The 15,181-nt window shown below is 67.6% G+C and carries 18 protein-coding genes and 1 pseudogene; 5 read left to right on the forward strand and 14 right to left on the reverse strand.

Annotated elements, in window-relative coordinates; all coding sequences use genetic code 11:
- Positions 1 to 12 precede the first annotated feature (12 nt).
- A complete protein-coding gene (locus AC06FD_RS17450) occupies positions 13 to 330 on the reverse strand; it encodes a hypothetical protein (RefSeq protein ID WP_478078460.1) in 318 nt (105 codons plus the stop codon).
- 179 nt (positions 331 to 509) lie between these two features.
- On the opposite strand from AC06FD_RS17450, the gene AC06FD_RS17455 reads away from it, so the two are divergent.
- On the forward strand, positions 510 to 881 hold the full coding sequence (locus tag AC06FD_RS17455; protein ID WP_478078461.1) for a MerC domain-containing protein: 372 nt from the start codon (positions 510 to 512) through the stop codon (positions 879 to 881).
- Positions 882 to 890: 9 nt separating this feature from the next.
- On the opposite strand, the gene AC06FD_RS17460 is transcribed toward AC06FD_RS17455, so the two are convergent.
- On the reverse strand, positions 891 to 1,166 hold the full coding sequence (locus AC06FD_RS17460; RefSeq protein WP_394164292.1) for a metal/formaldehyde-sensitive transcriptional repressor: 276 nt from the start codon (positions 1,164 to 1,166) through the stop codon (positions 891 to 893).
- A 50-nt stretch (positions 1,167 to 1,216) separates the two neighbouring features.
- Between AC06FD_RS17460 and dmeF the strand changes: the two genes are divergently transcribed.
- Positions 1,217 to 2,239, forward strand: a complete 1,023-nt coding sequence (dmeF, locus tag AC06FD_RS17465) for a CDF family Co(II)/Ni(II) efflux transporter DmeF (RefSeq protein WP_478078462.1) — start codon at positions 1,217 to 1,219, stop codon at positions 2,237 to 2,239.
- On the opposite strand, the gene AC06FD_RS17470 is transcribed toward dmeF, so the two are convergent.
- Positions 2,211 to 2,543, reverse strand: a complete 333-nt coding sequence (locus AC06FD_RS17470; RefSeq protein WP_478078463.1) for a hypothetical protein — start codon at positions 2,541 to 2,543, stop codon at positions 2,211 to 2,213. The two genes, dmeF and AC06FD_RS17470, sit on opposite strands and share 29 nt — an antisense overlap.
- A 158-nt stretch (positions 2,544 to 2,701) precedes the next feature.
- Here AC06FD_RS17470 and AC06FD_RS17475 point away from each other — a divergent pair, with 158 nt between their 5' ends.
- Complete coding sequence (locus AC06FD_RS17475) at positions 2,702 to 3,124, forward strand: hypothetical protein (RefSeq protein WP_478047869.1); 423 nt, start codon at positions 2,702 to 2,704, stop codon at positions 3,122 to 3,124.
- A gap of 348 nt (positions 3,125 to 3,472) precedes the next feature.
- Here AC06FD_RS17475 and AC06FD_RS17480 read toward each other — a convergent pair whose 3' ends face one another.
- The 3 genes from AC06FD_RS17480 to AC06FD_RS17490 all read right to left on the reverse strand — a co-directional run bounded on the left by AC06FD_RS17480 (position 3,473) and on the right by AC06FD_RS17490 (position 5,391).
- Complete coding sequence (locus AC06FD_RS17480; protein WP_259207277.1) at positions 3,473 to 3,955, reverse strand: REP-associated tyrosine transposase; 483 nt, start codon at positions 3,953 to 3,955, stop codon at positions 3,473 to 3,475.
- 126 nt (positions 3,956 to 4,081) lie between these two features.
- The gene (locus AC06FD_RS17485) at positions 4,082 to 4,861 is read right to left on the reverse strand and encodes a hypothetical protein (protein WP_478078464.1); all 780 of its coding nucleotides are present in this window, start codon (positions 4,859 to 4,861) and stop codon (positions 4,082 to 4,084) included.
- A complete protein-coding gene (locus AC06FD_RS17490; protein WP_478078465.1) occupies positions 4,858 to 5,391 on the reverse strand; it encodes an RNA 2'-phosphotransferase in 534 nt (177 codons plus the stop codon). Before AC06FD_RS17490 ends, AC06FD_RS17485 begins: the two co-directional genes overlap by 4 nt.
- 111 nt (positions 5,392 to 5,502) lie before the next feature.
- On the opposite strand from AC06FD_RS17490, the gene AC06FD_RS17495 reads away from it, so the two are divergent.
- Entirely contained in the window at positions 5,503 to 6,405 is a 903-nt protein-coding gene (locus AC06FD_RS17495) for a class I SAM-dependent methyltransferase (protein WP_478078466.1), read from the forward strand.
- 46 nt (positions 6,406 to 6,451) lie between these two features.
- On the opposite strand, the gene AC06FD_RS17500 is transcribed toward AC06FD_RS17495, so the two are convergent.
- The 4 genes from AC06FD_RS17500 to AC06FD_RS17515 all read right to left on the reverse strand — a co-directional run bounded on the left by AC06FD_RS17500 (position 6,452) and on the right by AC06FD_RS17515 (position 10,358).
- On the reverse strand, positions 6,452 to 6,625 hold the full coding sequence (locus tag AC06FD_RS17500; protein ID WP_449335254.1) for a hypothetical protein: 174 nt from the start codon (positions 6,623 to 6,625) through the stop codon (positions 6,452 to 6,454).
- Positions 6,626 to 6,633: 8 nt separating this feature from the next.
- Positions 6,634 to 7,443, reverse strand: a complete 810-nt coding sequence (locus AC06FD_RS17505; protein ID WP_478078467.1) for an alpha/beta fold hydrolase — start codon at positions 7,441 to 7,443, stop codon at positions 6,634 to 6,636.
- Positions 7,444 to 7,555: 112 nt separating this feature from the next.
- Positions 7,556 to 8,509, reverse strand: a complete 954-nt coding sequence (locus tag AC06FD_RS17510) for a hypothetical protein (protein ID WP_478078468.1) — start codon at positions 8,507 to 8,509, stop codon at positions 7,556 to 7,558.
- A gap of 799 nt (positions 8,510 to 9,308) precedes the next feature.
- Positions 9,309 to 10,358: a hypothetical protein gene (locus tag AC06FD_RS17515; protein WP_478078469.1), complete on the reverse strand. Its 1,050-nt coding sequence runs from the start codon at positions 10,356 to 10,358 to the stop codon at positions 9,309 to 9,311.
- A 116-nt stretch (positions 10,359 to 10,474) separates the two neighbouring features.
- Between AC06FD_RS17515 and AC06FD_RS17520 the strand changes: the two genes are divergently transcribed.
- Positions 10,475 to 11,161: a hypothetical protein gene (locus AC06FD_RS17520; RefSeq protein WP_478078470.1), complete on the forward strand. Its 687-nt coding sequence runs from the start codon at positions 10,475 to 10,477 to the stop codon at positions 11,159 to 11,161.
- 63 nt (positions 11,162 to 11,224) lie between these two features.
- Here the strand turns inward: AC06FD_RS17520 and AC06FD_RS17525 are convergent, their stop codons facing one another.
- The 4 genes and pseudogenes from AC06FD_RS17525 to AC06FD_RS17540 form a co-directional block, all read right to left on the reverse strand.
- Positions 11,225 to 12,370: a YncE family protein gene (locus AC06FD_RS17525; RefSeq protein WP_478078471.1), complete on the reverse strand. Its 1,146-nt coding sequence runs from the start codon at positions 12,368 to 12,370 to the stop codon at positions 11,225 to 11,227.
- A gap of 127 nt (positions 12,371 to 12,497) precedes the next feature.
- Positions 12,498 to 12,953: an imm11 family protein gene (locus AC06FD_RS17530; protein ID WP_478078472.1), complete on the reverse strand. Its 456-nt coding sequence runs from the start codon at positions 12,951 to 12,953 to the stop codon at positions 12,498 to 12,500.
- Positions 12,954 to 13,689: 736 nt separating this feature from the next.
- Entirely contained in the window at positions 13,690 to 14,334 is a 645-nt protein-coding gene (locus AC06FD_RS17535) for a DUF1629 domain-containing protein (RefSeq protein WP_478078521.1), read from the reverse strand.
- A gap of 88 nt (positions 14,335 to 14,422) precedes the next feature.
- A pseudogene (locus AC06FD_RS17540) lies at positions 14,423 to 15,065 on the reverse strand (DUF1629 domain-containing protein).
- Positions 15,066 to 15,181 lie beyond the last annotated feature (116 nt).

The following is a 15,181-nucleotide window of genomic DNA, read 5'->3' on the forward strand; positions in this document are numbered from 1 at the left end:
GGCGTGGTCGGGCTACCCGCACGACCACGCCGGGCCGGCATCGGGCAGCAACTGCCACAACATCGGCCCGGCCCGCATCTCCGCATTGGTCAGCAGACAGGCGCCGAACGCCGCACGCACCGTGCGCTCATCCATCTCCACCCCGATCAACGGGCGGCGATCGCCCCACCACGGGTGCCACATCCGGCGCATCGCCTGGTCCTGGCCGGCGTCGTCGATCTTCTCCATGCCCGGCATCGGCGCGGTCCAGCAATCTGCCGGTTGGCGTACCCAGCCCACCTCGGTATACGGCACCCGCGGCACCGGCAGCAGCGGGGAGGTGTCTTCCAACCCGGCCGCCAACCGCGTGCGTGCGGCATGCCAGACGCCGGCCGGTGCGGTCCGGGGGCCGCGTCCACGCCGGACAGCGCGCCACCCGGTCTACGCGGTTGGCCAGCATGGCAAGGCGGGCATCGGACACGCATTGGAAATGTTACTATATAACATTCACTGATCCCGGGTCCCCACCCATGAAGCGTGCGTCCACCCTGCTCGATGCGAGCGCCATCGCCCTTTCCAGCCTATGCCTGCTGCATTGCCTGGCCCTGCCGCTGTTGGCCGCGGCGCTACCGCTGTTGGGCGTGTGGGCAGAGGCCGAGTGGGTGCACGTGCTGTTCGTGATCATCGCCGCGCCCATGACCGGCTTCGCCCTGTGGCGCGCGCATCGCCAGCAGCGCCTGCCCGCGGCCGCGGTCACCAGCGCCGCAGTGGGGCTGTCGCTGTTACTGGCCGGCGCTGCCGGCTGGCCCAGCCACGACAGCGAAACCCCGATGACCGTCGCCGGCAGCCTGCTGCTGGCCGCCACCCATGCGTGGAATGCGTGGCGCCGTCATCGCCACTGAGCGGACGCGCTATTTGCCGTAGGCGCGCAGCAGCCTGACCAGCACCTGCGCCTCGGCGGCGCGTTCGGCCGGGTCGGTCGGGCTGACCACGTGTTCCTGCAGGTGCTCGTCCAGCAGCGCCATCAGCAGGCCATGCGCCGCGCCGCGTACCGCCGCGGCCTGCATCAGCACGTCCGTGCAATCGGCATCGGTCGACTGCAGCGAGGTTTCCAGCGCGGCCACCTGGCCGGCCATGCGCCGGACCCGGGCCAGCAGCGGGTTTCGTTGGTGTTGGACGTGCGACATGGGGCAGAAGAATATACCCTACGGGGGTATCCCTCAACCGAGCCGTCGTCATGTCCCTCGCCGCTGCCGCCGATGCCCGCAGCCACAGCCACCGCTTCGACGACGGCAATCCGCTGGCCGAGCGCAACACGCGCCGCGCCCTGTGGCTGACCGCCGCCATGATGGGGGTGGAGATCGTGGGCGGCTGGTGGTTCAACTCTATGGCCGTGCTGGCCGACGGCTGGCACATGAGTTCGCATGCACTCGCCCTCGGCCTGGCCGTGTTCGCCTATGCGTGTGCCCGCCGCTACGCGCAGGACCCGCGCTTCGCCTTCGGCACCTGGAAGATCGAGATCCTCGGCGGCTACACCAGCGCGATCGCCCTGCTGGGTGTCGCCCTGCTCATGGCGGTGCAATCGGCGCAGCGGCTGTTCTCCCCCAGTGCCATCCACTACGACCAGGCCATCGCCATCGCGGTGGTCGGCCTGGCGGTGAACCTGCTGTGCGCGTGGTGGCTGCGCGACAGCCACGGCCACGGCCACGGCCACGATTACGGCCATGCGCACACCGGCCATGCCCATCACGGGCATCACGCGCATGACCATGCCCATGACCACGGCCACGCCGCGCATGCGCAGGACCTCAACCTGCGCTCGGCCTACCTGCACGTCCTCGCCGACGCTGCCACCTCGGTGCTCGCCATCGCCGCACTGGTCGGCGGCAAGTTCTGGGGCGCGGCCTGGCTGGACCCGGTGATGGGACTGGTCGGTGCCGTGCTGGTCACGGTGTGGGCCATCGGCCTGCTGCGCGATACCGGCCGCGTGCTGCTGGATGCGCAGATGGATGCACCGGTGGTGGCCGAAGTGCGCGAGGTGATCGAGCAGGGGCCGTGGCCGGCGCAGTTGGCCGACCTGCACGTGTGGCAGGTGGGCCGCGGCAAGTACGCGGTGGTGGCCAGCGTGGTCACCACGGCAGAGGTGAGCGCCGATCAGCTGCGCGCCGCGCTCTCCATCCATGAGGAACTGGTCCACGTCACCGTGGAAGTGAACCGCCTCCCCGCCCCGCTCAGCGGTGCAGCAGCATCGAACCGATGAACAGCGCCAGAGGTGCGGCACCCACCACCGCGCCCACCATTCCCAGCCACGCCCAGCGCTCCTGACGCACCCGCGATCCCAGCGCCGCCAGCAGCGCGACCGCCGCAGAGGCGAGCACGCCGATCGATACGCCGGTGGTGCTCGCGCCGGCAGTCACCCCGTGGTTGGCCCACTGCGCGCCGTACGCCACCGCGGCCCCCAGCGGGAGTGCCGCAAAGCTGAGCAGCCCCAACAACGGCGCGCGTGCCGCCGTGGCCTTCACCGGAGGCCGGCCGACCGTGCCCATGTCGCTGTCGTTGTGCATGCATGCTCCTGACGGGTACATCCCGTGGACCAGCCTCGTTCACTTGTCCGCCGAGTTCAAGCGCGCGCCTGCACACCCCGCGCGGGCCCGCGACCTCTACACGCCCGCCCGCGCGAGGCGCCCTTACACTCCGGCGACACCCGCCCAGGATGCCCGCCATGCGCCCCGGCCTTTGCCTGTTGCTGCTCGCCCCGCTCCTGCTCAGCGCCTGCCGGAACGGCGACAGTGGCGTGGGCACGTTCTCCGCCGACCCGCTGCTGGGCTGCTTTGCCACCCGTCCACGCACGCCGGCCGAGTTCCGCATCGAACACCAGCAGGGCCAGTACTACGTCGCCTTCCGCCGTGACGCGCACTGGCAGCGCGACGACACCGCCCTGCAGGTATCGACCCGCGCCGACATCGGCCGGTTCTTCAAGGACGATGCCGACCAGATCGACAAGGCGCTGGTGCGGCCCACCGGTGGCTTCGGCCTCTTCCACCTCACTCCCGGCGCCACGCTCAAGGGCAAGGCCAAGGACAGCGACTACATGGCCCTGGTGCTCATCGGTGCCGGCCCGGTATTCCAGGTGCGCTGCGACTGACCCCGCGTCGCGGCAGCGGCGAACCCCGGATATGCAGCTGCCGGCAGCGCCGCCTCGCCACGGCGGTGCCCGCAGGCCCGATACCCCACGACGGCCCCCTCCCCAAGGACCGTCGCCTCCCCCGCCAGCAAGCCGGCGTCCGGCCGCTGTCGGCGGCTTCCCATGCCCCAGCCGCCCTCGCCGCCAGCGCCAGACCACCGCGTGCCGGCGCGTCCGTGCACCGTGCCACGCGTGCGCCCGCTCCCCGCGCCACCGGCCGCGCCTTCTCCCCCGGCAGCGACCTCAACAACCGCCGCGTGCAGCGCCCGGCCTGCACGCGCGTACAGGGCGGCAGTGTCCGGCCGTACTTCAACATGGCCCCTTGCCCCGGCCACGGCGATGGATCGAGCTGTAGGGCCAGTCCGCCGCGTCACGCACGTGGCCATGTTTGACCGGGTTCTCGTGCACGTACGCCACATGCCGCAGGAAATCCTCCCCGTCCACGATGCGGTGCTCGCGGAAACTGCTGTGCCAGAGCGGTCGCGCACTGCGGTCGCGGCGCAACACCGCGCGCGGCGGCATGCCCGGCAGCTGGCGGTCGAAGATGGCCTGGATCTGGTTCCAGCGCCGGTGCCCGTCATCATCGGCCGCGGGCAGCGTCCACACGCCATGCAGGTGGTCGGGCAATACCACGATCGCATCCAGACGGAACGGCCGCGCCTGCTGTGCCACCCGGAACGCCAGCCGCAGGCCTTGCGCGTGATCGACCAACAGGCGGCTGCGCTGATCGCGCAGGTGCGCACTGAAGAAGTACGCGTTGCCGGGTTGCCAGGGGCGGTGATCGCAGGACATGGCCGCAGTGTGCGATCCATGGCGCGCTGCGAGGATCGGCCTGCGCCTTATCCTGGTTTCGGGCTTGGTCGCACCGGCCTATAGGCATCGCCGCATGCGCCACATCAGACCATGCGGCCACCGCCGTCAGCGCTGCGCCGCCTCGCATGCCATGCGCGCATCGCGGGCGAGGTCGTCCAACAGGTAGTCGTCCTCACGCGCGGTCAGCCGCGCCACGGCCCTGGACGTATCCGGCAGCAGCCGGCGCACCGCCTGGCTGATCGGCAGCGAATAGCTGCGAGGTGCATCGGCGCCACCGGCCGGCGCCTCGCCCACCGTCCACGGCAGCATCATCAGCTTCTGCGAACGCGACGCCAGTACCTGCGCGGGGGCCGTTTCGTACTCGATACGCACGCTGATCACCGGGTCATCGTCGGTCCACACGCCCCCCGCGTAGTAGGCGTCCAACCGCCTGCGCAATGCCGTCACCCCCAGCATCGGCTGCAGGTAGCCCTGGATCCGCGCGATGGTGCAGGTGGGCACCGTATCGGAGGCCGCGATCGGGGCATGCTTCAACACCTGCGCAGGGCGCACGCGGCGCGCCATCTCGGTGGCGGCGCGCTGCTGGTTCCAGGCGGGCGCGTCCACTGCCCACAGCAGCTCGGCCACGCGCTGCGCCGGCACGCTGTCGGTACTCGCCTGACCATCGGTAGCGGTCGGCGGCGGCGAGCGTCGCACGAAGCCACGCCGGCCGGGGCCGGGTTGCAGGCGATGCACCTCATCCACGCGATCCCAGCCTGAGTAGCTGTAGCGGATCTCGATCGCACGGATGTCCTGGATCGCCGTCCCGGGCGGTGGCGCATGGCCTCCGCTGCATCCGCCCAGTGCTGCCATGGCGACCAGCAGCAGCGCGCGCCGCAGGGTCATTGCAGGAACTCGACCGGCACGGCAGCGGTGAGCCACACCCCGTTCTGCGTGCAATGGAAGACATGCCCCGCTGCATGCATGCGGCCGGCCTCCACCACCAGGATGTGCACCTTGCCGTGGCGCTGGCCCACGGCCTGGGCGGTGTCGCGGTCAGTCGACAAATGCACGTGGTGGCGCGCGCCAGGCTGCAGCCCCTGCTGACCGATGGATGCCAGGAAACGCGTGGCCGTGCCGTGGTAGAGCTGCGCCGGCGGCACCACCGCTGGCAGGCCCAGGTCCACCGCTACCGAGTGGCCCTGGTTGGCGCGGATGCGCAGGCCATCGTCGCTGAGCGCAAAGCGCTGCTTGTCGCTGCTGCGCACCAGCTCGTCCAGCAGCGCGCGGTCCAGGCGCACGTGCGGCTGTGCCTGGCGCAGCAGGTCCTCGACCCCCGCCCAGCCCTGCGCGTCCAGCTGCAGACCAATGCTGTCGGGCGCGTGGCGCAGTACGCGGCTGAGGAAGCGGCTGGTCGTCTCGGCGTCGGTGCTCATCGTTGGTCCATGGAAAACAGGTCGAGCGGGCAGCGCCGCACACCGGCGCACTATAGCGGCGCGCGACACCGGCCCGTGCCCTCAGGCCCTGTTGCCGCCTTCTCGGGTACGATGCCCACCCCTTGGCCATGCCGCCCACCGGCTGTTCCGCAGCCCCGGCGCCCCCCTCCCGTGCCCCATTACACCGGTCCCCTGCTCACCCGCCCGCTTGCCGAAGCCCTCCTGCGCGCCCGCGACAGTGGCGCCGGCAGCTTGACCGGCTCGCTCGACCTTGCCCGCTCCACCGGCACCGCGACCCTGGCCGCCGACCATTGGACCTGGAAAGAGCAGCGCTACCCCTACCCCGGCAAGACCAAGGACCGCACCCTGTATTACTGGGACGGCGAGGAGTTCCTGGCGGTGTCGCGGTTCGGCACGGCGCTGATCAAGCTGGTGCCCACCGACTGGGATGCGCCCACCTTCGAGATCGACGGCATCAAGATGCTGCCCAGCGCGCAGGTGTCGCCGTTCGAGGACGCACGGCGCAAGGTGGCGCTGATCGCCCCTGCGGGCAAGACCGTGCTGGATACCTGTGGCGGGCTCGGCTACTTCGCCGCGTGCTGCCTGGAAGGCGGCGTCGCCCGCATCCAGTCGTTCGAGAAAAGCCCGGACGTGCTCTGGCTGCGCACGCTCAACCCGTGGTCACCCGACCCGGACGCGCCGGCCAGTGGCGGCCGGCTGTCGCTCACCCACGCCGACGTCTCCGTGGCCATCGAGGGCCTGGAAAGCAGTTCGGTGGATGCCATCCTGCACGATCCGCCCCGCTTTGGCATCGCCGGCGAACTGTACTCGCAGGTGTTCTACGACCAGTTGGCACGGGTGATCCGCAAGGGCGGGCGGATGTTCCATTACACCGGCGCGCCCAACAAGCTCACCAGTGGCCGCGACGTGCCGCGCGAGGTGGCCAAGCGCCTGGAGAAGGCGGGCTTCAAGGCCGACCTGGCGCTCGATGGCGTGCTCGCCGTGAAACGCTAAGCGCGGCATCGCACGCCGGAACCCGAGCGGTCGATGACCGCCCGGGTCAGTCCTCGCGGGGCAGCTTCTTCGCCCACATGTTGTCCACCAGGTTGGGATAGGCGCGGCCGTTTTCTTCGGCCCGCTGCCGCGCGGCCTCTTTCTGGGCCGGCGACAACGGCCGCGACTTGCCCTTGTTGGGCGTCGGCTTCTTCCAAGGGGGCGTGCGAGGCGCGGGCATGCTGGCCGTTACTTCTTCAGGAACGCCACCAGCGCCGCGTTGAACTGCTCCGGATGGCTGGCATTGCAGCCGTGCGGCGCGTCCTTGAGCACCACGGCCTCGCTACCGGCAATGGCCGCATGCGTGCGCCTGCCCGAGCCCTCGTAGGGCACCGTGCCGTCGCTGTCACCATGCAGCACCAGCGTGGGCACGCTGACCTTCTTCAGATCCTCACGGAAATCCGTAGTGCCGAAGGCCTTCATGCAGCCCAAGGCCGCGGTCTGGTCGGCCTGCTGGCACAGCTTGATCGCCGCCTGGCGCTCGCTCTCGCTCACCTTCAACTCGCCCTTGGCGCTGAAGAAATCGGTGGTGAAGTTGTCGAAGAAGCCGTCGCGGTCGCGCTCCAGGTCCTGGCGCATCTGGTCGGCCTTGGACGGGGTGAGCGGGCCGTCGGGGTTGTCGGCGGTCTGCAGCATGTACGGCGGCACCGCCGAGGCGAACACCACGCTATGCAGGCGCTGCTCGCCGTGGCGGGCGATGTATCGGGCCACTTCGCCGCCGCCCATCGAGAAGCCCACCAGGGTGACATCCTGCAGACCGAGGTCGTCGATCACCCCCGCCAGATCATCGGCCAGGGTGTCGTACTCATAGCCGTCGGCCGGCTTTTCCGAGCGCCCGAAGCCGCGCCGGTCGTAGGCCACCACGCGGTAGCCGGCATTCTTCAGCACGGGCACCTGCGCCTTCCACGATTCGGCCGAGAGCGGCCAGCCGTGGATCAACACCACCGGGCGGCCGGAGCCACCGGTGTCTTCAACGTGCAGCTTGACGCGTGATGCCATGGGGGCGCTCCTGTCGGTCGAATAGGTGATCGATGCTAGGTGTCGCGGTTGACAGATGTTGTGAAGGAAACGGTTGGGTTGATGACATGGCGTGCACGTTGCCAAGTCGGGCTCAGCCTTCGCCGGGACGCCTCAGGAGGTCATAGATTCTGGTCGACTCGATACTGACCAGATCCATGCTGCGGACCGCGAAATTGACGAACGTGACGTCACCCGCTTTCGCCGCTTTAATCTCCGGCTCGCCGTAAACGAACACCACGCAGTCCTTACCGCTTTGTGCGTAGTTCAACAGACGCTTCTCGAGCATCGCCCGCATCTCGAACGTCTTGAGGTCGTCTTTCCAGATCGTCACCGTGGGCCGGCGCTGCTCCTTCAGTGGTGTGTCGGCAATGCTCTGGACGGCGCTGCTGAACTTGATGCGATACGCCTTCGCTTCCTCGGTGATCGTCGCAGTGCCCCAGTACACGCGCGTACACCCGCTCAGCTGCCGATGCTTGTAGAAGATGCACTCGAACATCTCCTTGTAGCTGAGCGCCTCCTGCGCACCCACCTGCAGCGTCTGCTCCTCATCCATGCCCGCTCGGCGCGCCTTCAGCCAACGCGACACCAGCGAACGGACCGAATAGAACGCGGTGCTGCGACTGCGCACCCCACCCTCTCCGCCAGCCGAGCGGGTCCCACTGGTGCCGACTGCCCCGCCGGGCAGCGTCTGCTTCGGGGTGAAGTGGCCGGCAGGGCGCTTCAGCAGCAGCCGATCCGGCGCTGGCGTGCCCGCCTCCGCGCGCGGGCCGGACGTCCCGCCACCACGTAGCTCCTTCTGGGCCGCCAGCGCTCCGCAGTCCGCGGCATGCACCTCGTGGCCCTGCTGCTCACGGAAGTGCGGCTGCTGCTTGAGCAGCAGTTCGGGCTTGTCCATGTTCGCGCAGGTGTATCGCGCGGGACACCCCTCGTGCGCGCAACGAAAAGCGCGCTTGTCGAAAATCACCTCGGCCCAGTAAAGCTCGTAGGCACGCTCGGCATTGATCTCTTCGTTGAATTCTTCGCTGTAGGCCAGTTCTGTCCGCATCGGTTTCCCACGTGAGTGCTCACCGTCATAACGGCGCGGAGAGCGTCCACTGAATTAATGGCGCCTTACTTTGCCATTTTCTGCAAACGACATCACATAATCTCAGGCGCCCAATCGTCACGCGGCGCAACCGTCTCATTCTGTGAGACAGACCTGCGGCACAATGCCATTTGTGCCATGACATCATGAGCGGCCCAGATGGACCTTCGCCCGCTATACCCCCGCGCCACCGCGCCCGCAGTCCTCGCCCTGCCCCGCGTGGCCTGCGGCGGCCTCGCCCGCACCTTGCTGCTGCACGGGCTGGGGGCGCACCCGGCGTCGCGGCTTGCCTTGCGCCAGGCGCTGCGCCGCACCGGCCAGGCCGCGCGGTGCACCTGCTGCCTGGGCCAGCGTCCGTTGGACACCTGCGTAGCCAGCCGCCCAGCGGCACCCCCGTGCGCCCCGCGCCCCGAGACGGCGGTCGCCGCGAGCGCCTGAGCGCCGCGCCCGCGGCAGTGACGCACCTCGGCAGTCTTGGCCGGCGCGACGGTCACGCGGTTGTCGCCGCCCTCCACGCCTGGGCGCTCCAGGTCCTACGCGTGCAGATGGACGAAGCCGTTGGCGGGGTGAGCAGCCCCACGTCGCTGGCGGCAACGCAGGACACGCCATCGAACACCGGCAACGGCTGATTCACAGGCGAGGACGCCGCCACGGCCGTCCCGGCCAGGCACAGCCCAACCAGCGCGAGCAACCGTCTCATGCGGCATCGCCAGTAACCGCAACCGGGCACGCAGGCGCGTACCGGGCCGCGCGGCGGTGGTCAGCCCGCGTTACCTAGCGTTGCCACCTGGCGCAGCGCAAGCCGGCGCTCACCCAGTACCGCGTAAGCGAGTGCAACGCCACCGGGCAGCGGCGCGCCCGGCTGCAGCGTCGCCATGGCATACGCCTCATCAAGCCGGTACCAGGCCCCACCCACGCGCACGAACGTTGCCGTGTCCGCGCCCTGCCGGCTCGCCCGCTCGCGCGCCTGCATCACTTCCTGCACCGGCCCACTCACCTCCAGCCGGGTCACCAGGCGTCGCCGGCCCCACATGCGCAGAGGCGGCAGGCATTGCCACACCGCCCACAGCGCGGTGAGCACCATGCCGCTGCCCAGCCACACGTTGAAACCACGGCTCACTGCCGGCAGGAACGCCAGCACCACCAGCCCCAGCAGCATCGCCCCACACAGCCACGCCGCCGCGCGCAGCACCGCGCGTGGGCGCGCCATCAGCCCCGTCCAGTCGCGCGCCTGCATCGGCGCCTCGCTGGCCGGCAGCGCGTCGAGGTCCGGGTAGGCCACCTGCAGCAGATGGCCCGGCCGCACCGCACTGAACACCAGCCGCACCCGCGTACCGGCCGGCGGCCCAGTCACCTGTCGTGGCACGAAGCCCAGCTGTTCGTCGCTGCTTGGCGATTCCTCCAGCACCGCGTGCACCGCACCGTCCACGGCGTACACCCGCGGCCGTGCGCCCAACGCGCCGCCTTGCGGCAGGATATCGGCCGTATCCAGCCGCCCCTCCACCACGGTTACCTGCCCGTCGGCCAACACCGCGCGCAGTGCCTCCGTGCGCCGCCGGCGCGCGATGACCGCCGCGACGATGCCTGCCACGGCCAGCAGGGCGGCGACGCACATCGGTATCACGGTGGGCGCTGCATTTGCCTGGTGCAGCCCCAGCCACGCGAAATAGGCGGTGGCGAGCAGGCCGATGCAGGCGGCCAGCAACACCCAGGCCGTGCCGGTTTCCTGCTGGAAGGCGAGGTCGGCTTGCAGGCGGGTGCGAAGCTCAGGCGACAGCGGCTGCGGCTGGTGCGCGGGGGCAGTGGACATCCTTGATCTCATGCGACGGCGTGGCGGGAAGTATGACCGAGATTCATCGCGGCCTCCGCAGCGTGCCGCCAAACACCTGCTATCGTTGCGGCCCCTGCTTTTCACGGACCGAAACCATGCAGACCACGCTTCAAGGGCGCTCCTACCAGCGCGGTGAAATCACCCTGGAGGAACTGGCGGCCCTCACCGCAGGCTTCAACTACGCCAGCGCGCTGCTGGACGAGGATCTGCTGGGCAACGACTACGATGCCGTCGTGGTAGACGGCGACCTGCACCTGCCGTCACTGACCCTCGGCGAGCCCCTCGCCTTCCTGGTGGTCACCGGCAACCTCGTCATCGACGGCGCCTGCGTGGACTGCGACGAGCCCGCCACCGGCCTGTACGTGCTTGGCAACCTGCAGGCCGGCTCGGTGTGGACCGGCGGCATGCTGGGCGTGCAGGGCGACCTCACCGTGGCCCGCACCCTGGCCGGGTTCTACAACGACTATGCAGCCATCGTGAAAGGCACCACGCGTGCCGCGGTGTTCTTCCCGGAAAACCATTATTTCCAGTTCGAGGGCGCCCCCACGTTCGACGTGGTGCTGGGCAATGCCGCCCCTTACCGCGTGCCGAAGCAATGGGCCGCCCAGGTGACCGAAACCCTCAAGGGCCGCGCGCTGCTCGACCGCGCCGTGGGCCTGGAAAGCGAGGATCTGCCCGCGCTGTCGGCCGAGCAGATCGAGACCTTCGGTGCTACCGAGCTGCTGGATGCCCACGCGCTCTACACACGCGTACAGGCCGACAGCTCCGTGCTGAGCGACTGACCCAGCCGCCGGCACCACGCGCGTTGCCCAGCCGCTCACGGCACCGGGCAACGCGTTGCGGCATCAGTCCAGCGCAATGCGTGCCACGGACTCTTCGCTGCCCTTGGCATCCTTGTCGCCGTTCTTCACCGTCACGTACAGCACATTCCTGCGGGCATCCAATGCCAGGCTGTTCGGATGGGTGGGCACCGCGTAGCTGGCCACCTGCGTGTAGGTATCGCTGTTGTATGCCGTCACGCTGCCGCCGTCGCGGTTGGTCACGTACAGGCGCTTGCGCGGCGCATCCAGCAGGATACCCAGCGGGCCGGCGTCGGTGGCGATGCTGGCCAGTTCCTTGCCGCTGGTGCGGTCCAGCACCAGCACGCGCTGGCCCGGGTGCGAGGAAGTGAAGCCCGAGCTGCTGGCCTGGTACTTGCGGATCATCTCCGAGCCCTGGTCCGTCACGAACAGGCGCTTGCCGGCCGGGTCCAGCGCGATGTTCATCGGCTGCTCGGCGCCCACCTTGAAGCGCTGCTCCACCTTGCCGCTGTCGGTGCCCACGGCGACCACTTCGGCCAGCAGGTTGGAGGTGTACACGCGCTTGCCCTTGGCATCCAGCGCCAGCCCCGGCGCCTTGGCATTGCCCAGGCCGGGAATGGTGTTGATCACCTTCAGCGTCTGCGTGTCCACCACGAACAGCACGCTGCCGTCACCGGAGTGGCCGGTTACGTACAGGCGGTGATTGGGCGCATCCACCACCAGCTCGCGCAGGTCGTGCGTGTAGGCCGCCTTGCCATCCTTGCCGACCACCTTCTCCATCAACTGCACGGTGCCGATGGCCCTGTTGGCAGCCGTGTCGACCACGGTCACCGAAGTATCGACGGTGTTGCCGACATACAGGCGATCGCCCGCGTCATCGAGCACCACGCCGAAGCCTTTGCGCTCCAGCGAAATGTTGGCTTCTACCGCCAAGGTGTCCGGGTTCAGGCGCAGCACCTGGGCCGGGCCGGCAGCATCGCCGAAGCCACCGGAGGACGCGACAAACACGGCGTTCTGCTTCGGGCTGAAGGCCAGCTCATACAGGCCCTGGGCCACCGGCTTGCGCTGGACGGCCGCTTCAGTGGCAGCGGACGGGGTGGTCTTGCCGAGGGCGAAGGCCGACGGGGCGCCGAGGGTGAGGCTGACGGCGAGGGCCAAGGTGGCCGAACGGAGGAGGGAACGTGGGTGCATGCGAGCGTCCTTGTGAGAGGCAGAGGAGAGAGATCCTTGGCTCGCGTGGCCGCTGGGGAGCGGCCATCCACACGCAGGGGACGGTGTGGGAAGGCTGGCTGGCGGGGACATGGTAGCAGCTGGGCCGCTATTCTCCTCCGCCGCCCCCGCCGTCGCCATCCATGGTCATGACGCGTGCGTTGGCCTCCAACTGCGCCTGCTGCCCCTGGGCCTGCTGCTCCATCTGCTGTGCCTGCAACTGCTGCTGTTCCTGATTCTGCGCCTCCAACTGCTGCATGGCCTCTTCCACCGGCGTCTCCACCGCCTGCCGCGTACGCATCGACGCACGCCGGCCCGCGGGGTCGCCGACGTCGCCCTCCACCAGGAAGACGAACTCTGCCTCGGGGGCCTCCATCACATTTCGCAGCCGCTGGGATACCAGCCAGTAGCCACTCATCCCCCCTTCCAGGTCCTGTGGAAATGCGCCTTTGCCCGCGTAATGAGTCAAACGCGGGATCTCGCAAAGCGCCGGAAATCCACCCTCCTCGGGCTGCAGAATGCACATGGGCGGCGTTAGCAATTTCTGCTCATTTTCAAATACCACTCCATGTCCCTTTCCGCCTCTGCGAGCGTCAGGCTCAAGGATGAAGAACTCTCCCTGCCTGGGACGGTTGGACGCTATGCACTCCATTTCTTGACTCAAGTCAACATGTCCGAGTGTGAAGCTCGGTATCAAGATGCCAGCAAATTGAACTGTCCCCCCGTGACGCCACTGAGCGCACACGCTCTCTTCTTAACCCATTCACTTTCTTTCCCAGAATGTCGCGCCTTCCGACCGAGCCACGCTGATAAGCACAACACTCCACTTGACTGCTCGATGCTCTATTTCATGGCGAGCTGCAAGTTGAATACGGTGACTGGCCATTGATCATCCCGCCTTTTCGTCCTTGTTTCACCGCCGCCGCGTCATCGCCTCCAGCCTCAGATCGCGACGCCGCCGCATGCAAAGCCGAGCGCATCCTCCAGCACTCCACCGCCCACCTGCTACGCAATCGACTCGCACGTGGCTCGCCGCGCTGCAATGGGCACCCGGCCCGGCCGGAGAACATCCGGCTCCGATTGCCGGGCTACGCACTTCCGAATCATCTGCCAAAGTACCTTGGTCGCCGGCATATGGGTTCGACTCCAAAGCGCATCATCCTGGACTGGCCCCGGCCCTGTCGAGAGACCTCAGTGGCCCATCATTCTGGAACGTCCGCTGCTCATTGACGCGGTCGCCTTGGAAAAGTCCGTCCATCGCCGAGCATCTCGTCCTCTCTGCCTTGATCTCGCGTACCGGATCAGATGTCAGCGGCGTCCGTAAACCAGAGGCCCGAGGACGTTTTTGGACCACCAATGCCTGCGTCCCAAACGGCATCCCGCAGCAATCGGTCACAGAAGATCAAACTTCCGGAGTATGGCGTGCGAAACACATGCGCGTCACCAACGACGTCCTTCCGAAAGGCCAGACTGGTGCCGCCCGTCAGGTCGTAGAACTTTCCGGCGACGAACTCATCGCTGACTTCGATAGTCAGCCTTGAGGTGCGTTCGTCAAGCGCATCCAACTGACGTGCTACTTCACACAAGTAGTAGCGTGGCCCTTCCGATCCGTCGGCCTGACGGTAATCGCACGCCACGAACTCAAAGCCGGGCGGGTCCACCTTGGAGAGCACGTCTTTCAGGCGCCCTGATACAAGCCAGTAGCCGCTCAGACCACCCTCTAGGTCCTCTGGCGGTTCACCTACCTCTGGATGGTGGCGGAGGCGAGGCGTTTCTTTGAGAACCGGGAACCCGCCTCGGCGCGGCCGGATTATCAATCTTGGAGGCGTCAGCAGGGCCTCTTCGTTTTCGATCTCTACGCCGTGCCCTCTCCCACCCCGGGTGGTATCTGGCATGAGAAGATAGAACTCCCCGCGCGTCGGCGCATTCACCCTTGACGATTCCATTTGTTGATCCAATTGCGCTGATAATCCGGTGGACCCATGCAGACTAACGTAAGCTCCGCGTTTGCCTCCAGTAGCGCAATTGCCCCTCTCAGATGTTCGCTACGTCAACGAACGACATGCCGCTCTTACCGGGATCAATCGGCACGCCTGCCTCACGGACCGCATCCCTAAACGATCTAATCGCAGAACGCGGAAGGGTTGAATGGCGTCAAGAAGACGTGCGCGCCTCCAAGCACATCTCGCTTGAAGGCCAGTCTCGCACCGCCTCCCAGGAAATAGAATTTGCCCCGCGCGTAGTCTTCACTGACATTGATCTCCAGTTGAGATGCCTCTTCATCGAGCGCATCCAACTCTCGAACCACATCACATAGGAAGTGAGTTGGGCCTTTCGAGCCATCCACGAAACTGCTTTCACACTCGACGAATTCGAAAGCACCGCGATCCGCCGCGAGCATCACTTGGCGGAGGCGGTCGGATACCAGCCAATAGCCACTAAGCCCTCCTTCAAGGACTCGCGGTGCGGGGCCTCTGGATTCATCGAATGTTAGGCGAGGCAGTTCCAATAACGGCGGAAATCCACCTGATTCCGGCCGAAGAATGCTTCGTGGGGGCGACAACAGATGTTGTATGTTCTCGAAGATCACACCTCGAAAACGAGCACCGCTTCCCATTTCGGGCCCAAACAGGAAAAACTGCCCGCGCTCAGGCTGATCACCTGTTGTATTCGCCATCTGGAGACTTCCTTCCGCTATGGATTGAGTACTACCGCCCAGGAAAACCAAGCCGAGCCCGGACCTGCAACAGGGATATCTGGCGCAAGGCTATCAGCCCCCCCGCCTGACGCGTC

The sequence above is a fragment of the Stenotrophomonas sp. Steno-Z1 genome (assembly GCF_056393175.1).